Origin of the sequence: Sivoneniella epilithica UHCC 1019 (assembly GCF_040830845.1) — a bacterium.
In the GTDB taxonomy this organism is placed as follows: Bacteria; Cyanobacteriota; Cyanobacteriia; order Leptolyngbyales; family Leptolyngbyaceae; genus ULC077BIN1.
Window position 1 is genome coordinate 43,372 of record NZ_JBFPDP010000033.1, and the last position, 15,920, is coordinate 59,291.

General features: G+C 48.3%; 17 protein-coding genes and 1 tRNA gene. 12 read left to right on the top strand and 6 right to left on the bottom strand.

From position 1 onward, the window contains the following. Positions 1 to 30: 30 nt before the first annotated feature. The gene (locus AB3R30_RS18220; RefSeq protein ID WP_458650633.1) at positions 31 to 2,442 is read right to left on the bottom strand and encodes a pentapeptide repeat-containing protein; all 2,412 of its coding nucleotides are present in this window, start codon (positions 2,440 to 2,442) and stop codon (positions 31 to 33) included. 35 nt (positions 2,443 to 2,477) lie between these two features. Beyond that, positions 2,478 to 3,749 carry a HEAT repeat domain-containing protein gene (locus tag AB3R30_RS18225; RefSeq protein ID WP_458650634.1) on the bottom strand — a complete coding sequence of 424 codons (1,272 nt, stop codon included), beginning with the start codon at positions 3,747 to 3,749 and terminating at the stop codon, positions 2,478 to 2,480. Positions 3,750 to 3,966: 217 nt separating this feature from the next. Between AB3R30_RS18225 and AB3R30_RS18230 the strand changes: the two genes are divergently transcribed. Further along, entirely contained in the window at positions 3,967 to 4,107 is a 141-nt protein-coding gene (locus AB3R30_RS18230) for a hypothetical protein (protein ID WP_458650635.1), read from the top strand. A 5-nt stretch (positions 4,108 to 4,112) separates the two neighbouring features. Here AB3R30_RS18230 and AB3R30_RS18235 read toward each other — a convergent pair whose 3' ends face one another. Further along, on the bottom strand, positions 4,113 to 4,250 hold the full coding sequence (locus tag AB3R30_RS18235) for a hypothetical protein (RefSeq protein WP_458650636.1): 138 nt from the start codon (positions 4,248 to 4,250) through the stop codon (positions 4,113 to 4,115). Positions 4,251 to 4,592: 342 nt separating this feature from the next. Between AB3R30_RS18235 and AB3R30_RS18240 the strand changes: the two genes are divergently transcribed. Together AB3R30_RS18240 and AB3R30_RS18245 are read left to right on the top strand one after the other, a co-directional pair. Continuing rightward, positions 4,593 to 4,898 (top strand): nucleotidyltransferase family protein, encoded by a 306-nt coding sequence (locus AB3R30_RS18240; protein WP_458650637.1) that lies wholly within the window; start codon positions 4,593 to 4,595, stop codon positions 4,896 to 4,898. Then, positions 4,870 to 5,208 carry a HepT-like ribonuclease domain-containing protein gene (locus AB3R30_RS18245; protein WP_458650638.1) on the top strand — a complete coding sequence of 113 codons (339 nt, stop codon included), beginning with the start codon at positions 4,870 to 4,872 and terminating at the stop codon, positions 5,206 to 5,208. Before AB3R30_RS18240 ends, AB3R30_RS18245 begins: the two co-directional genes overlap by 29 nt. A 134-nt stretch (positions 5,209 to 5,342) precedes the next feature. On the opposite strand, the gene AB3R30_RS18250 is transcribed toward AB3R30_RS18245, so the two are convergent. Both AB3R30_RS18250 and AB3R30_RS18255 read right to left on the bottom strand, forming a co-directional pair. Next, complete coding sequence (locus AB3R30_RS18250) at positions 5,343 to 8,429, bottom strand: CAAX protease (RefSeq protein ID WP_458650639.1); 3,087 nt, start codon at positions 8,427 to 8,429, stop codon at positions 5,343 to 5,345. Continuing rightward, the gene (locus tag AB3R30_RS18255) at positions 8,426 to 9,049 is read right to left on the bottom strand and encodes a hypothetical protein (RefSeq protein WP_458650640.1); all 624 of its coding nucleotides are present in this window, start codon (positions 9,047 to 9,049) and stop codon (positions 8,426 to 8,428) included. The genes AB3R30_RS18250 and AB3R30_RS18255 overlap by 4 nt, the downstream gene beginning before the upstream one ends. A 242-nt stretch (positions 9,050 to 9,291) precedes the next feature. Here AB3R30_RS18255 and AB3R30_RS18260 point away from each other — a divergent pair, with 242 nt between their 5' ends. The 7 genes from AB3R30_RS18260 to AB3R30_RS18290 all read left to right on the top strand — a co-directional run bounded on the left by AB3R30_RS18260 (position 9,292) and on the right by AB3R30_RS18290 (position 14,377). Continuing rightward, positions 9,292 to 9,906 (top strand): 2OG-Fe(II) oxygenase, encoded by a 615-nt coding sequence (locus tag AB3R30_RS18260; RefSeq protein WP_458650641.1) that lies wholly within the window; start codon positions 9,292 to 9,294, stop codon positions 9,904 to 9,906. Between the two features lie 155 nt (positions 9,907 to 10,061). Further along, on the top strand, positions 10,062 to 10,547 hold the full coding sequence (locus AB3R30_RS18265) for a hypothetical protein (protein WP_458650642.1): 486 nt from the start codon (positions 10,062 to 10,064) through the stop codon (positions 10,545 to 10,547). 4 nt (positions 10,548 to 10,551) lie between these two features. Continuing rightward, positions 10,552 to 10,935, top strand: coding sequence for a hypothetical protein (locus AB3R30_RS18270; RefSeq protein ID WP_458650643.1), 384 nt, complete (start codon positions 10,552 to 10,554; stop codon positions 10,933 to 10,935). A gap of 5 nt (positions 10,936 to 10,940) precedes the next feature. Further along, complete coding sequence (locus tag AB3R30_RS18275) at positions 10,941 to 11,351, top strand: hypothetical protein (protein ID WP_458650644.1); 411 nt, start codon at positions 10,941 to 10,943, stop codon at positions 11,349 to 11,351. 217 nt (positions 11,352 to 11,568) lie between these two features. Next, positions 11,569 to 12,276 carry an HAD family hydrolase gene (locus AB3R30_RS18280; RefSeq protein WP_458650645.1) on the top strand — a complete coding sequence of 236 codons (708 nt, stop codon included), beginning with the start codon at positions 11,569 to 11,571 and terminating at the stop codon, positions 12,274 to 12,276. 67 nt (positions 12,277 to 12,343) lie between these two features. After that, positions 12,344 to 12,416: transfer RNA gene (locus AB3R30_RS18285), tRNA-Ala, on the top strand. A 176-nt stretch (positions 12,417 to 12,592) separates the two neighbouring features. After that, positions 12,593 to 14,377 carry an ABC transporter ATP-binding protein gene (locus AB3R30_RS18290; RefSeq protein ID WP_458650646.1) on the top strand — a complete coding sequence of 595 codons (1,785 nt, stop codon included), beginning with the start codon at positions 12,593 to 12,595 and terminating at the stop codon, positions 14,375 to 14,377. A 71-nt stretch (positions 14,378 to 14,448) separates the two neighbouring features. Here the strand turns inward: AB3R30_RS18290 and AB3R30_RS18295 are convergent, their stop codons facing one another. After that, positions 14,449 to 14,661, bottom strand: a complete 213-nt coding sequence (locus AB3R30_RS18295; RefSeq protein WP_458650647.1) for a hypothetical protein — start codon at positions 14,659 to 14,661, stop codon at positions 14,449 to 14,451. A gap of 187 nt (positions 14,662 to 14,848) precedes the next feature. On the opposite strand from AB3R30_RS18295, the gene AB3R30_RS18300 reads away from it, so the two are divergent. Together AB3R30_RS18300 and AB3R30_RS18305 are read left to right on the top strand one after the other, a co-directional pair. Continuing rightward, complete coding sequence (locus tag AB3R30_RS18300) at positions 14,849 to 15,100, top strand: hypothetical protein (RefSeq protein ID WP_458650648.1); 252 nt, start codon at positions 14,849 to 14,851, stop codon at positions 15,098 to 15,100. A gap of 96 nt (positions 15,101 to 15,196) precedes the next feature. Next, the gene (locus AB3R30_RS18305) at positions 15,197 to 15,856 is read left to right on the top strand and encodes an NB-ARC domain-containing protein (RefSeq protein ID WP_458650649.1); all 660 of its coding nucleotides are present in this window, start codon (positions 15,197 to 15,199) and stop codon (positions 15,854 to 15,856) included. Positions 15,857 to 15,920: the final 64 nt, after the last annotated feature.

Here is a 15,920-nt window from a genome sequence, read left to right on the forward strand (position 1 = left end):
TTTGAAGTGTAGTGGAATTGGAGCGCTGAATCAGAAAGCAACTTTGTAAACCAGTAGCGCTTCTGGGACTCCTTTCAAGGTTTGCGTTCCCATTGGGCTGATGTCGAGCGGCAAATGAGCCTTGACTACTTCGTATACAGTTTGGGAGATACAAATGCCGCCTGGATCGGCTTTGCCTTGCAATCTGGCAGCAACGTTAACTCCCATGCCCAAAACATCATCGCCATCAAAATACACTTCTCCCAGATGAATGCCAATGCGGTGGTGCAGTACCAACTGCGGCGGTAAGCTGGCAGCATTTTGTAGCAGCGCCCGTTGAATCTCTTGTCCACAGGCAACCGCTTTCACCACGCTGTTGAAGTACATCAATAGTCCATCACCCATCGATTTTAAGACTCGCCCTTCGTAGCGATCGCAGATCTCATGCATTATCTGAAAGTCCCGCTCCAGCAGGGCAATCATCATCTGCTGATTCATCGCCATCCGTTGGGTAGAATCACTGACATCGGTAAACACGATCGCGGCAAGAACGGTTTCTCTTTTAGGCTGTTCTACCGGAACTTCCTTTGCCGCAACAGAATGGTTACTGCTGTCGCTAATTGCGCCAAAATTCACGCCACCTTGCACTTCTTTGAGTTCTCCCACTACGCCACTGACGTTACCGCCGCCGGAGTTGATGTTGATTGATCGGTTTTCTGTCACAGTATCCCCCAAGTCGTAATAGGTTTCCACATAGAATTTATTGCTTTCGATCGCTGTTGTCACCATCTTCTCCAAGCTACAAATTCGCTCGTCCTTCTCAGCGATGCTCGCTAGCAGTGCTTGCAAATCACCGTAAGGTAATGAAGCTAGCTCTCGATAGGTCTCAAAATATTTGGCGCTTAAGGCAGACCGATCAGCGATGCCAGCCACCTTCGCCTGTACTCGCACTTTGTCATCGCCCCTCCCTTCCAATGCCACCACTTCGATGTCTGCTTCAGGATGCTGTTCAGCTAATTGTTTGAGCGAGATCGCCGCTGCCTTAGGGTCAATGCCCTTATGGTGATATAGGTCGAGCGACTTAAACGTCTGTCCTATCCCTCGTGGATCAATGTGCTGGGTTTTATACAGGTTCAGTGTTTTAACGATCGGTGCAACAAAGTCGACAAAATCGCCGGGTTGAAACACTTCATTGCGGTTGTCGGGTTTGCGGTAGGGATCAGGATCTGTCTCTGTAGGCAACTGCATGAAAACAAAGTCGCATCGCACGCGATCAAATCGTGTATCGGCTGCAATACCCCAGTTTTCAATCACGGCTCCGGTGAGGCAAGCCTCCGTCAGGTTCGCTTGATATAGGTGTGATTGAACTAGTTTGGCGCGAGTCAGATCTGCACCTTGTAAGGTTGCTTCGCTCAGTTTTGCCCCAATCAAACTGGCATTTGCCAAATTTGCCCCATCAAGATTTAGCCCACGCAGGTCGAGATGATCAAAGTTTTGGGCTTGTCCCTGCTTGGTGATCAAGAGTTGCCGAATTTTAGGATGCTCTAGATAAGTATTGCCGATCCGCGCCTGATTCAACCGTTTGGTATTAAACCAGTTGATGCGAGTCAGGTTGGCTCCCCGAAAATCGCTATTTTTTAGCATTGCATTGGAGAAATCAGCATCGGTGAGGTCTGCTCCCCTAAAACTAGTGCCGCCTAAGCAGGACATTGCGATCGCAATCTTCCGAATCAACTCATATCGTTCGTCACCTGCGATCGCCTTCCAACCCACGTAAAAACTTAGTCCAATCAACACTGCAACAACCGGAATAGCGACTGCAAGTGCTGAAACAAACTCCCATTGCTCAGTCAATTCCTCAGTACCCGCTCTTACCCCTAGTAGCGCAAATGCCAATGCCACTAGCTCTACAATGACCCGGATTAATCTACTGGATAGAATTTGGGCAACTGCCACCGCTACCGCCCCAACTCCTACCCCAGCAACATTAATCGCAATCACCATGCCCAGAAGAATTGCGACTGCTCGGGTGTTGTCAACCCCTGGTAAGGCAGCCAGAATGGTTAAAGCGATGATTGCGGCGATCGCAAAGGCTGAAAGAGCGATTCCCAAGCCTCGGCGAATCATGATGAAAGCAAAGATGACCAATAAAACAAGCGCGAAAGTGCCAGCAAAAATACGACCCGACAAAGACTCGATAGTGGGCAACCAACTCCCAGCAAACGCCCCTGCATAAGCAGTGATGAAGCCAGCCAAACCAGCCAAAGCCCCTAAACCGATTATTAAACCCAATAGCCCAACAGGTTTAAGTCCGGTCTGAATGAGTTTGAAGTTAGCCCTAATGAGAATGGCGTTTGAAAAATTGACTCCTCGAACATCAGCCCCCGTAAAATCCGCTCCTGTTAAATCTTGCCCTTTAAAGGAACGCCCTCGAAGCCGTTGATGGGAGAAATCATACGCCATGTCTAAAGATTTTGTTGGTGACGCTTCATACCAGCCTATTTGCCCCTTCTTTTAAACGCCGTTGCCCAACCTTTGCCACCGCCCCCTCTCCAGCCTAAAGTACATTGCTCTGTCCCTTGACTAAAGACAAATTGCTCCATCGGCTTTGCATTTGGGTCAATCGGACAATTGGCTTTAATTTTTGAATTATCTTTGGCATAGTACCACTGAATTTTCTGACACTGCCTCAACCAGGGATTAAAGTAGAGCCACTTTTCTGAATTTGTATTTGGCTGCTCTCCAGGACAAGTACTTTCTACCTTTTGGTTCTTTTCACCGTAGTACCACTGCACATTTTGCCCCATCATTCCCAAAGAAAATACTGCCATCTGGCGAACCTTGAGAGTTTCACTCGCATTCTTGGCAACTTCCATCAATCTATTTGTGACACTTGGATTGACAGGCTCAATGTAGCCAAGAGCAAATGCAGCAGCATAACGAACCTCGCTGTTCTTAGAGTTAAGCGCTTGCAGCAGGGCAGGAACCGTCGAAGCACCAATCTTGCTCAAGGTTTGTGCCACCTCTAGACGAAAGTCTTTTATAGGGCTACTTAATAACTTAATCAAAGCAGGAATCGCAAAGTTCGCGTCCGGGTCAATGGTTGCCAACGCTCCAATCACCTCATCTGAAACGCTCTCTTTTATATCATTTGTTGACACCTCACTTACTGAGTAATCCGTTAAGAGCGGAACTAGAAATGGAACAGATGCCTTTGCCTGGGGTCCGATTTCCCTTAGCACTGCAACCGCACGAATGCGAACAAAAGCATTTTGGTGTTGCAGCAGAGGTAAAATTGCGGGAACTGCGGTAGCTCCCATGGATACTAAAGCCTTCCTTCCCCGGTGGTAAGACTTTGCGTCTTTTTGAGTGAGCAGGTCTGTAAGCGCAATCTCTCGACGTGTCCACAAGACTTTGGATGTTTGGGGAGCAGAAACTCCACTGGGCTTTAGTCCAAAATATTGTTCAAATTGAAGTAGAGCAATCTGAGTTTTCTGGTCAAACGTGCCTGTTGGTTGCAGTCTGTGTCCTTGTTGCAGGGGAAAGCCCAAATTGTCGGATTGCACTTGCAGTGTCCGAATAGGTTCGCCCTGATTGCCTAGCTTGAGCAGCCCAGGATTTTGAGCAGACTGAGCAAAAGCAGCTTGAGAGGCGATCGCGAGGAGAGTCGCTAATAGGGCGGCAACTGCCCTGAGAGGCTTTCTGTTGACTTCCTGAACCGCCGCCTCTTGATGCCACTGGCAGAGATGCAAATATCTTAAAGTTTTCATTTCACAGGGATCTGGGCAATAAACCCAGTAAAACTACGAGCGATATGCCAGTTTTGGTTCGCTTGGAATCAGGGTGAAAATCGTAGTGCAGGTTTCTAGCCTGCGCCGGCAGGATGCCCACCTACAGCAAATTTCATTTTGCTGATCACCTCAAAACTAGGAGAACGCCAATTTTCGATTAGGTTATCCTTTATCCGTAAAAAAGGCAAGGAGGCGATTGCTGGCTGACTGGTCGTCTGTAGCGATCGCGAGTTACGGGCAAGGAAACCCGCGATCGCGTCTGGTTAAACGTCGAGCAGAGTGTGCTGCAAAAAGCTTTGGTTTATCTCAAAGTTTCAGCGATAAGGGTATAGATTAAGCGTCTTACCAGCCAAACTGGGTTGGGGCGATCGGTTCGATGTCGGGATTGTCGCCACCGATTTGGTTGGTTCGTAATACCCAGAGGGTGGCACCTTGGTCGAGAAATTGTTTGGCGATCGCTTCACTCCCAACGTGGGACAAAATTCTTGGTGAAGACGTAACCGAGTAGTTATTGATTCAACCAGAGGTTAAGTGCTGATTTCTGGTAAATTTGGCAGGTACTTGAGTCGATATCTACTGTGGAAAGGATTGCAGACGAAGCGGTCGTGGTTCGTGGAGGGCGCAAGTCTTTAATGGGGACAGTTCTTAAAGGCTATCTATTCACCAAAAGCGGAAGCAGTCCAAACAACTGCTAGAAATTGCTAAAACAGGAGTAGAACGGGCGATCGAAACCAGTGAAGCGGTAGCAACAGATTAGATCAATGAATAGCTTGAAGTCTTGAGGGTGAAACTGACATGAGGATTAGAGCGATCGAACTACCAATGGAAAAAATTGCTGAGTTTTGTCACAAATGGCAAGTGACAGAATTTGCCCTATTCGGTTCTGTCCTGCGTGACGACTTCCGCCCCGACAGCGATATTGATGTCATGGTGCAATTTCACCTAGACGCTCACCCCACCTTCCGTACCTTAGATGAGATGGAAGCAGAACTCAAAATCATTTTCCATCGAAACATTGATCTGATTACCCGTCAGGGCATTGAAACCAGTCGAAACTACTTACGCCGTCACGAAATCCTTTCCTCTGCCCAGGTGATTTATGCAATGGGATCTTCAATTCCTGCTTGATATGCTGCAATCCGCAGAACTGATCCTGACCTATACCGCTCAATGCTCAAAAGATGAGTTCGTTGCAAACGTGCAACTTCAAGATTCAGTGATTCGACGGCTATTAGTGATTGCCGAAGCCGCAAGACGAGTTTCAGACGCAACTCGACAGGCACTGCCGAATATTTCATGGCAAGAAATCAACGGAATGCGAAATCGGTTGGTTCATGAATATGATGATGCCAACCTCAACATTGTTTGGAATGTAGTTCAATTTGAGATACCACCTTTAATTGAGGAACTGAAGTTGCAGATGCCCCCTGAATTTTGAGGGGATAGGGGGAGATCGCGGTGGGATATACCAAGGGCGATCGCAATCAAGTTTGGGTGAGTGTCAAGCCGAGTGTGCTGTAAAAAGCCTTGGTTCATCTCAAAATTCCAGCGGCGAGTGCATAGATTGAGTGTTTACCAGCCAAATTGTGTTGGGGCGATCGGTTCAATATCGGGATCATTGCCGCCGATTTGGTTCGTTCGCAAGACCCAGAGAGTGGCACCTTGGTTGAGAAATTGTTTGGCGATCGCTTCACTGGCAACACGGGGCAACAGCGTCCGCCAACTTCGCAGCCCAACTGATACTCCTTGAAAGAAGTCTTCCTCTGGGCTAATCCCTAAGGTTGAGTCATTGTTTTGCCAGTCAGCCCGCGCAGAACCAAAGGGCAATAGTTTTTGCCGAATTCCTTCTGTTAGCTTTACCAGTTGCTCAAATCGTTCTGCCTCACCGGGATCATCTTGCAGTTCTGCCACAAATTTGGGATCGGATTCGATCGCATTGCGAACGCGCTTGAGTGCTGCGTAGAGTGCTTGATTAGAATCCTGACAGCAGTTATGAGCCGGCCCCACATAGGTGCCACCCGTGCCATCGCCAATTCGGTATCGAGCAACCATGACTTCAAGCTCATAGAGCAGCACGTTTAAGACAGAGTATTGCTTACCATACACATCAAATGTGCCAGTGAACGCCTCTAGTTTGAGCAGCACATCGCAAACGGGGCGACTGCCCGCCCACCCTACTTGGCGATCGCCCATATACCGATTCCAGGCAAATCTCCCGGCTGCAATGCCATCGCTATTATGGGAATAAACCTGGTAATACTGAATATCAAACATTAGTTCATCCGCTAACGGCTCCCGGATCACCGTTGCGATCCCATAGGAGAAATGTCCAAAAAAGATCGGTGTCCTTGCGGCAGGTTCCCGCTTTTTGCCGCCAATTCCACCGTAAACATGTAGGATAAGCGCACGAGTTCCCTCCGGGAAAGCTTCCCTAACGCCTTCGTTCCAGAATTGCAGAGGGAGAGAAGCAGGTTCCCGGTTGTCGATTTCGGGCTTGAGAGGATGAGAAAATTCTGCCCCCTGTTCCCCATTCCCTATTCCCTGTTCCCCGTTCCCTACCAACATCACCGATCGAATTTTTCCCTTCTCACCGTTGACTTGCCATGCTTGTTTTTTTAGGTAATGCCAAGAATTTTGTTTACCCACAATAACTTGATCGGGCGAAAGGCGAAACAGGGGGCGGGGTGCGATCGCCTGCACCACAAACACCCCGCTGGCATCTTTGGCACCATAGATATACCAGCCCGTTTCATTCAGCAGCGTTTTTTCAATGCCGTGAGTGGTGGAAGGATAGCTACCATAGGCTCTGGCTAAAACGACTTGGGGAAAACAGATGATTTCTTCACCGCCGTCAAATTGGCAAGTTTTGCGATCGTAGTGAGCAACCTGAAACAGCCGAGACGTGTGCAGGGTTAGGGGGGCGGTGAGAGGTTCGACTGAAGGCAGATCGGTGGTTAATGTGGCTGTGGCTGGCTGGGGTAAAATTTCAGCAACTTGAAGAATTTTGACCAAAGCGTAATAGCGTCCGGCGATTTGCACGGGTTCATGGTTAATCCGCAGCAAATAAGCCGGGTGTTCTGCCTGACTGTCGGCTGCTTCTTGCACCTCCACAAAGTCAGTCAGCGCCACAATTACATCATCATTGGGTCTTGCGCCTGCCAGAGATTCTAATGGATTAACCTGCTGCCAATGGTTAATGCGATCGGGGTGGATAATGCCCTGTCGCTGGCTATCTTCGGCTTCTTGGCTAAAATGCACCGCTTTGGTGACTGTTTTCAAAAATCGCTGAGTTGCAGCATCATTACTCCAGCCGAGCGAAACGACAGTTCCAATTAAGTGCTGATACTCAGCGGGGGCGTAATGCACTTCAAACCAAACTCCGCGCAGGCTATACCGTTCTTGTGGGGTAGGCAAAATCAGCCGTCCAATCCAAGGCGCGATCGCCCGATAGTGTTCAGGATCAACCGTCTGATTGAGAGGGTAAAACTCTGGTCGGTTAAAAGCGGCTTGTTGATATGCCTCATAATTACTCGGAGTTGCCGCCCTAGCCGCCGCGACTACCAATGAAGTTCCCTGAAGAATGCCAGAAATGACTTCAACCGTTTGTTGCAAGTGGGTACGCCCATCGGGTAGCCGTGCTTCTGCCCCATAGGGACCATTGGCGGCGTTGTGTCCCACGGGACCTAATGAAATAAAGCTAATTTTGCCCCGTGCTTTTGCCCGATTCCAGTACGACAAAAAGAGCAGTTTCCACCGACGCGGAAATAGAACAGGACCTTGTTTTTCGACTATATCTTGATCACCAACAATATGATAAAGATGCTCCACATCGAGTAGGTTGTGATTGCCGCTAATTACCCCAGCCAAAGATACCAAATCAATTCGGGCGGCAAGTGCCCGTTTCAAATAAGGAGCCGCACCTGCTGCCATTTGTCCGCCGCCGCTGTAGCCCAAGATCGTGATGGGTATGCCACAGCCGCGCCAATAGCCATGATGAATCAGGCTCTCGTAAATCATCTGAGCCGTTGCCTGGTTGTAAATGGGTCCATAGCGCTGATCGGCGGCCACACCCACAATCAACGTGTTGCGAATGTTGATCGTGACTCCAATTAAGAGACCAAAAATGCCACCGGAAGCAGTCATTTGATAGTGGTCGGCTCTGCGCCAGAGAAACGATAGCCAGCGGTCTTCGGTCAGTGGCTTATTGAGAACACTGTAGGGCATCAAACCGCGAATTAGAGCAATGTCAGCGGGGAGGGCAGCGGCTAACTCATTTAAAAAAAGCTCTACTTCTGGTAGATATTGTGAATGTGATTGACAAATTCCATCTAGATAGACCACATATTTACGAATGTCAGTATTTTCAGGAATTGGCTCTTCTAAAGTGCCGGGGTAGCTTGTGGTGTCTAAATCATCGTCATACCAGCCTGCCCACCAGCCTAGGGCTTCTAGTGGAATCAGCAATCCTGCAAACAGTAGGGTTGTGATCAGGATAAATATGATTTGCAAGGAAAAGTTCCAGGTTGCCACTAAGCCAGTAAGGGTTAAGGTAATCGCTAGCCAAATGCCCTGAATCACGGTGCTAAATCCTATAGCCAAGGTGAGGAGTAGGGCAAATAATCCTAGCCCAATCCAGCGCTGAAGTTTACGGTTGCTCACGATCGCCGCCCCTGTGCAATGATACGTTCTAAATCTTTGGCATTGGTGACTAGAGACATCCCTGCGGCGGAATTGCGAATCCATTTGCCGATGCCAGTAATGGGTCGCCCGACTGTCCGCTGCAATAGTTGCAGCACTGCCCAACCCAAAATGCCACACCCAAATCCTTGCCATAAATCTAAACCGAGTGTGGCTTGGATGCCGACTAAAAACGCGAGAAAGCTCCAAATGGAAAGGGCGATCGAAATGGGAACCCCTAAATAGGGCAGGGCAATAAAGATACTAAAAACTTTGGGGGCAAAGGAGATAGCCAAAGTGATCAGAAGTTGGATTAAGGGCACACGAGTTCCAAAGAAGATGTTGAGGACAATCCAGGTGCTTCCTGCCCAAAATAAAAAGCCGAAGACGAACAAAATTGACGCGATCGCCAAGCTGAGCAGAAAACGCAGCGGTTTTACCCGGTTAACAAATAGCACAATGCCTTGGGCGATCGCTTCAGAAAACCCAGATAGCAGCAATACGCTTAGAGCAATAATTCTGCCAGACGATGATTGCACCACTTGCCGATAGGTTTCTGGATTTAAGGAAATTGCGCCCACTTCAACATCCCAAAAATTCATCCCCTATCCTCTCTACGTCAATCATGATCCTGGATCGATGATTCCCCAAAACGACCCAGAAAACCATGCTCATCCAGTTTTTATCATGCTTGCACACTCTGGGATTGTCATCAATCAAATGACAATCAATGAAATGCTGTAGGAGCGTCTTGGGTACAAAGTTTGGAGCGTGAAGTTCAAATAAGCAAGAATGGTTTAGGAGACGCGATTGCGAATCAATTCTTTAAACCATCTTTAAGACAGTGAGCTACTACCGTCAACAGTCGAATGCATTTTCTGCTGATTATCTCAATGATTTAAAGGGCGCAATTTTGGCATGTCCTTACTTTGCAGTGAATAATCTCAACCGCGATTTTGTGAACACTAAGGGATTTTCGATCGCGTTTCAGCGATCGCAGCTTGCCGAAGTAGAACGCCAGTTTCCATTTTTTAGTGCTTACCTCGCTCTAGCGCTTGAGCCAAACTGCAATGCATTCTACCTGAATCCGCTGTTGCTAAAGGAAGGTTCCCGCGTTGATCCGCATATCGATCGATCGCTGCGCTCTTATTGCAAAACCATCGATCCGCCGGCGATCGTCAGTGTGCTGTATGTGCAGGTGCCAAACGAGCTTCAGGGCGGCGAACTGGTGCTGCGAAACCATCGGCAACAAGTGGGGCAGATTAAACCACAACTCGGTACACTCCTATGGTTTCAAGGGGATTTGACTCATTCGGTGAATCCGGTGAAAACACCTGGAAGCCGTCTTAGCTTGGTGTGTGAGCAGTACAACTTAGTGGATGCGGAACTAGAGGATATTCCACCCTTTGCGATCGAGTCTAGAGTGCTAAAACCGAAAGACCGCAGTGGGTATAAATAGTAGTTAACTTGCTGAGTTACCGCTGAGATCAGTACCTGAAGATTATCTATAGGTCAGCCCTAGCTTCTGGCATCAAGACTTACTTTTCAATAAATTAATTAGGGTAAACTTAGATCGACGAGGTGAGATATATTTGATACCAAGGATATACGGTCTTGACCAGTGATGAATTACTTTCAAAGCTACATCAGCAAAATGTACGCGATGCACAGGATCGTAAAGCTTGGGAAGAAACTCTAAAAGAGGTTGATGCACTTCAAGCACAAGCGAGGAGAGTTACAAGTTTTCGTGAATATTACTGTTGGTGGCTCAAAAATACGAGAGAAGGTCGGGAAATCAAAGCAAAACTCCTTAGTGCTCAGTCTGGCAAATGTTTTAAGTGCAAGGGGCTACTCAGAATTCCGGGAAGTGATGGTGTATCCATTGATCATTCGGAAATTCACCACTTGGCTCCATTGGCTCTTTTACAACGGTATTTAGAAGCAAAACAACAAATTAAATGGTCGGCTTTAAGCGTTTTTGTTACCTCTGAGCAATATCTCAGTTTGGTTCATCCATTGTGCAATAAGCAGCTTGGAGAGCAAGTAGGAGATTTACCGAATTTGCAGTTTTTGAAAGATTTTTTATTGGAAAACGAATAGCAGTATGTCTAATAAAACACAATGGATAAAAGAGGTATCTCAAGAGATTAACCGTTCTCAAGCATCCTTAAAGCAAGCGATCAAGGATACTGGAAGGACAGTTAACTCGAAGTACGACGTTGTTATCTGTTATGTAGAGTGGTATATTCCAAAGCCAAAGAATGTAGAGCAACAAGAAGCTTCGTATCAGAGGCGTATTAAATATTTAATAGATCTACTACATGATTTTTCATTGACAAGTGAAAATTTGAAAAATGATTTCAATGATCAAATGGAGAGGAAGAGTCAACTAATTGATACACAAAATCAAATAATTGCTGAGCAGGCTAGAATCATAGCAGAAATGGGAGAACTCCTCAGAGGTCTACCTCCAGCAAGCGGGGAGTGACACATATGAACAACATACCTCGCATCGTTACCCAGTCAGACTTGAGGGGACGCGGTTTGTCTGATTATATGGTCAGGCGAATTGTTAAAGGCTTATCCTTTTCAAGAGCAAAAAGAGGTCTTCGACTTTATGAAACCTCAGATGTAGTTTCAGCTATCAAGATTAAGCTTGCTAACTCAAAAATTCGCTCAACGACTCGCGAGAAGCTCCAATATATGCTTTCTTGGTTGAATGTTGAGTCAAATGTAATTAAGGTTGATTTCTTAAAGAATCTGTCGCTTGAAGAACGAGCTAAAACTCTCGAATTTCGCATAGAGACTGCCAAAAGTAGCATGGAGGCTGGCGTTTTGAAGGAGTATGAGGAAGTTCAAAAGAGGGTTGAGGCTGCCCTTGCAGGATCTAACCTCGTCCGGTGACGCAAGCTAGCAGTGCATTGGTACAGAGGTTATCAACAAAATTTCAAGCTTACCTGCCATCTTATAACTTCACTGATAAGTGCTGAGCGTGTTAGCTCAGCGTCTCGATATGAGAAATGCGGAGTGCAATGCAGGGGGGATGAAAGATTTGAGCCTTTGTTTTGAGCCTTTGTGATGTGGTAGGTTGCATCATAGAAGGGTAATACTGTTGCTGAAGATGCTGAAAGCCGTTCTGTTTGATTTTAATGGGGTCATCATTAACGATGAGGCAATCCACGACACGCTGATTGATCAGTTGTTGATTGAGGAAAATTTGCGCCCCAAACGCGGAGAACTGCGCCAAATTTGTTTAGGACGCAGCGATCGCGCTTGTCTCACCGATTTATTTGCCAGTCGCGGCAGAGTTTTATCGGATGCTAACCTAGATCGATTAATCAGCCGCAAATCCACTGCCTATCAACAAGCACTCGCCAATTTAGAAAAACTGCCGATTTATGCCGGGTTAGCGGATATTTTGTTCAATATCCACGCGGCACAACTCAAAATCGCCATGGTGACGGGAGCCTTGAGATCGGAAGTAACCGCAGTATTGGCGCGGGCTGAATTGACGGATGAGTTTCCGGTGATTATTTCTGGCGACGAACCCATTCCCAGTAAGCCAGAACCCGATAGTTACCTGTTGGCAGTAAAGCGATTGAATGACTTGCATCCAGCGTTGAACTTAGCGCCTGCTGAATGCTTAGCGATCGAAGATACGTTCGCCGGAATTACAGCCGCCAAAAAAGCAGGTATTCCGGTGGTCGGTGTCGCCAATACTTACCCCTTTCATATGCTGCAACGCTGCGCCAATTGGACGGTAGATTACCTTTCCGATTTGGAGCTAGACCGGGTTCGCCAAACCTACGATCGCTCCATTGCCGCTTAACCCCTGTTCTAAGCTGTCAGTGATAATAGCGGTCAGTGATACTATATCTAAACCTGAATATCCACTTGGGGAGTTAGCTCAGTTGGTAGAGCGCTGCGATCGCACCGCAGAGGTCATCGGTTCGACTCCGTTACTCTCCATTGACTTGAGACTGGTAGAGCGCTGCGTTCGCGGTAGCGGGTCAGCATGACCCTCGCACCGCAGAGGTCATCGGTTCGACTCCGTTACTCTCCATGGCTCATTGGTATCTTTTCGCTCAAAAATCTCCTAAGTTAAAAGAGCTTCTCTTTATAGAATGTGAGGCTTAGCGATCGCCATGCAGCAATCAGACACTCAAGATTCCTCGATGCAGTCGCTTCAGCGGGTGCTAAAAAGTTTGAAGGCGTACCGCTGGCTATCGCTGGGTGCGCTGCTGAGTCTATTGCTGTTGACGGCGGCGAATGCAGTGACTCCGCAACTGTTTCGCTGGGCGATCGACCAAGGGATTGAGAAACAAGATCTGCAAGTTGTGTTGTATAGCGCCGGGGCAATGGTGGTGACGGCGATCGCCCGTGGCGTGTTCAACTTTGGGCAGAGCTTTTGGGCAGAAGCGGCTTCTCAAGGGGTTGCCTATGATTTGCGAAACCGGATTTTTAGCAAAATTCAAACCCTCAGTTTTAGCTATCACGATCAAGCGCAGACTTCGCAACTGCTGACCCGCGTCACCAGTGATATTGAGCAGATTCGCACGTTTTTAGGGACTAGCTTGATTCAGGTGCTTAGCTCGGTGGTAACGCTGGTGACGATCGCCGTAATTTTGCTGGTGATGAACTGGCAGCTAGCGTTGATTACGTTAACGGTTGTGCCGATGGCGGGTTGGCTGTTAGCCCGATTTCTGATGCGTAATGGCAAGCTGTTTCGCCAAGTTCAGGAACAATTGAGCGATCTGAATGCGATTTTGCAGGAAAACTTGCTGGGGGTGCGGGTGGTGAAAGCGTTTGTGCGAGAGTCTACCGAAGCGCAACGTTATACAACGCTGAATGACGCGCTGGTGACGGCGAATATGAAAACCATTCGGGCGATTCACAATACATTTCCATTGATTTTTTTGCTGAGCAATTTGGTCACCTTAGTGGTGTTTGGCTACGGCGGGGCGCAGGTGATTGGCGGCAGTTTTTCGATCGGCGAACTGGTGGCGTTTAACTCCTATTTGCTGGTGATTTTGCAGCCGATTTTGCTGATTGGGTTTGCCGCACCCGCGATCGCCCAGGCGGCGGCTTCAGCGGAACGAGTCTATGAAGTGGTGGATGCCAAGGTGGAAATTCGCGATCGCCCTGGTGCCGTGCCGTTTGAAACCTGTGGTGGCAGAATCACCTTTGAAAATGTCTCGTTTCGCTATCCGGGAGCCACGACCGAAGCGCTCAAAGGGGTGTCGTTTGAGACGAAACCCAAGGAACTAATTGCCGTATTGGGCATGACGGCTTCAGGCAAGAGCACGATTATGAACCTAATTCCGCGCTTTTATGATGTGACGACGGGAGCCGTGCGGATTGATGGGCGGGATGTGCGAGATTTTACCTTAGCAAGCCTGCGATCGCATATTGGCATTGTCTTTCAAGAAACGACGCTGTTTTCGGGCACCCTGCGAGAAAACATTGCCTACGCCAAACCCAACGCGACCCTAGACCAGGTGATTGAAGCGGCGACCACAGCGCAAATTCACGACTTTATCGCCGCCCTGCCCGATGGTTACGAAACCATTGTGGGAGAACGCGGCGTGGGCTTGTCGGGCGGACAAAAACAGCGAGTGGCGATCGCCCGCACTCTGCTGACCGACTACAGCATTCTGATTTTGGATGACAGCACCTCGGCGGTGGATGCCCAGACCGCATCCCAAATCCAAGCGGCACTGGATGACCTGATGCGCCGCCGCGCCTGCGTTACCTTTGTCGTCGCTCAACGGATCAGCACCGTCCAAAACGCCGATCGCATTTTTCTAATGGACAAAGGACGATTGATGGCACAAGGCACCCATGAAGAACTCATGCAAACCAGTCCACTTTATGGCGCAATTTTGGAATCGCAAGTGGCGCGATCGCCTGTCAAGCAAGCCGTTTCATGAAAATTAGATTCCATTAAAAGAGCGTTTCATCATTCAAAGTCAGCCAACCCCAAGTATCAATGAACACGGCATTAGTCATAGAGGGTTTCATCGATCGCTTGAGCAAGATTGCCGTGGGTGTTAGCTCCAATAAAGTTGGCTAGTGGATCGGTGGGTGGGTGGGCAGGAGCCGCAATGGGATTAGGTTGGAGGGTTTGAATGAATCTCAAGACAATGGGTAATTGCTGATCGCTCAGTTGGGCGATCGCCTTCAGAAGCTGCTGGCGAGAACTAGTGGACTGCATGGCGGTGTATGAATCATGGGGTTAGGAGTTATTTCTCAGAGTAGCAAATGTCCATCAAGTAGCTCACCTAACTTTCAAAGGGTTTATCAAAGTCAGCTTCGCCGGAATGAATAGCGCGATCGCTGCTTGGAGAATTTTCTATGAAAGGCTAAAACAGAGATAGTTTTCTTTCATCACCCATAAATTTATGCTAGAAGTCATTACCCTGGGGTTGGCAACCCCGATCGCAAAGATCATTTTAGATAAGCTCTATGAAGGCATGGTGCAGCCGATCGCTCAAGAAATCCATCAGGTGATCGTTCAGTTCGATGATGTGAATGCCAAAAATGTGCAGCAAATTTTCGGTGGACAAGGCTTGCAGGTAAATGACCCGAAATCTCAAGTGATTCAAGCTGGCGACGATAACAAGTTTTATTTTGGTGTCAAGCCTGAAGATTGACTAGAGTCGCCTGGAGGGGAACGGGCAAAGATAAGCACCCCACAGTTCCAGATTCCCTATTGACGGAATCAACACTTTACCGGGCGATCGCACCTGTTGCAAGACCTGCACGATGCGCTGACGGATACGGGCAGGGCTGCGCTCAATCAAGCAGCAGCACTCAGCGGCTTGGGCGGGATTGGCAAAACCCAAACCGCCGTGGAGTATGCCTATCGTTATTTCTATGATACTCCCATCTATGAGTGGGTGTTTTGGGTTAAGGCAGACACGGAATTAGCGCTGGTCACGGACTTGGCAGAACTCGCCCGATCTCTCGATTTGGGTGATGGCACCTTGGAAGAATTGGCAGCGCGATCGCTCCGGTGGTTGGAGACAAATCATCGCTGGCTGCTAATTTTTGATAACGCTGACGAACCAGAAACGGTGAAACCCTGGTTGCCGCGCAACCCGCAGGGGCGAGTATTGCTCACGTCACGGGCACCGCGATTTACTAGCTTGGGCGTTAAAAACCCGATCGCGGTGACAAAATTCTCTCTAGAAGAGTCGATCGCTTTTTTGCGCGATCGCACCAATCTACCTGCTCTGGATGCCGCCGAACTCGCCGCCATCACCGCCCTAGCGCAGGAATTAGACGGATTGCCCTTGGCATTAGAACAAGCCGCCGCCTATATCGCCCAGATGGGCGTGTCGTTTGCGGTGTATTGGCATTACTACCAGCAGCGGTTGGTCTTGCTAGAGAAAGGCGGCGTTGCATAATTAAGGGATGATATTGAGTAAATGACCTATGCAATGCCCGGAATGTGGATCGACTAACATCCGT

Bases quoted from the DNA above. Each gene is read 5' to 3' on its own strand.
- AB3R30_RS18220 (WP_458650633.1), bottom strand. From the start codon at position 2,442: ATGGCGTATGATTTCTCCCATCAACGGCTTCGAGGGCGTTCCTTTAAA.
- AB3R30_RS18225 (WP_458650634.1), bottom strand. From the start codon at position 3,749: ATGAAAACTTTAAGATATTTGCATCTCTGCCAGTGGCATCAAGAGGCG.
- AB3R30_RS18240 (WP_458650637.1), top strand. From the start codon at position 4,593: ATGGAAAAAATTGCTGAGTTTTGTCACAAATGGCAAGTGACAGAATTT.
- AB3R30_RS18245 (WP_458650638.1), top strand. From the start codon at position 4,870: ATGCAATGGGATCTTCAATTCCTGCTTGATATGCTGCAATCCGCAGAA.
- AB3R30_RS18255 (WP_458650640.1), bottom strand. From the start codon at position 9,049: ATGAATTTTTGGGATGTTGAAGTGGGCGCAATTTCCTTAAATCCAGAA.
- AB3R30_RS18270 (WP_458650643.1), top strand. From the start codon at position 10,552: ATGTCTAATAAAACACAATGGATAAAAGAGGTATCTCAAGAGATTAAC.
- AB3R30_RS18275 (WP_458650644.1), top strand. From the start codon at position 10,941: ATGAACAACATACCTCGCATCGTTACCCAGTCAGACTTGAGGGGACGC.
- AB3R30_RS18280 (WP_458650645.1), top strand. From the start codon at position 11,569: ATGCTGAAAGCCGTTCTGTTTGATTTTAATGGGGTCATCATTAACGAT.
- AB3R30_RS18290 (WP_458650646.1), top strand. From the start codon at position 12,593: ATGCAGCAATCAGACACTCAAGATTCCTCGATGCAGTCGCTTCAGCGG.
- AB3R30_RS18295 (WP_458650647.1), bottom strand. From the start codon at position 14,661: ATGCAGTCCACTAGTTCTCGCCAGCAGCTTCTGAAGGCGATCGCCCAA.
- AB3R30_RS18300 (WP_458650648.1), top strand. From the start codon at position 14,849: ATGCTAGAAGTCATTACCCTGGGGTTGGCAACCCCGATCGCAAAGATC.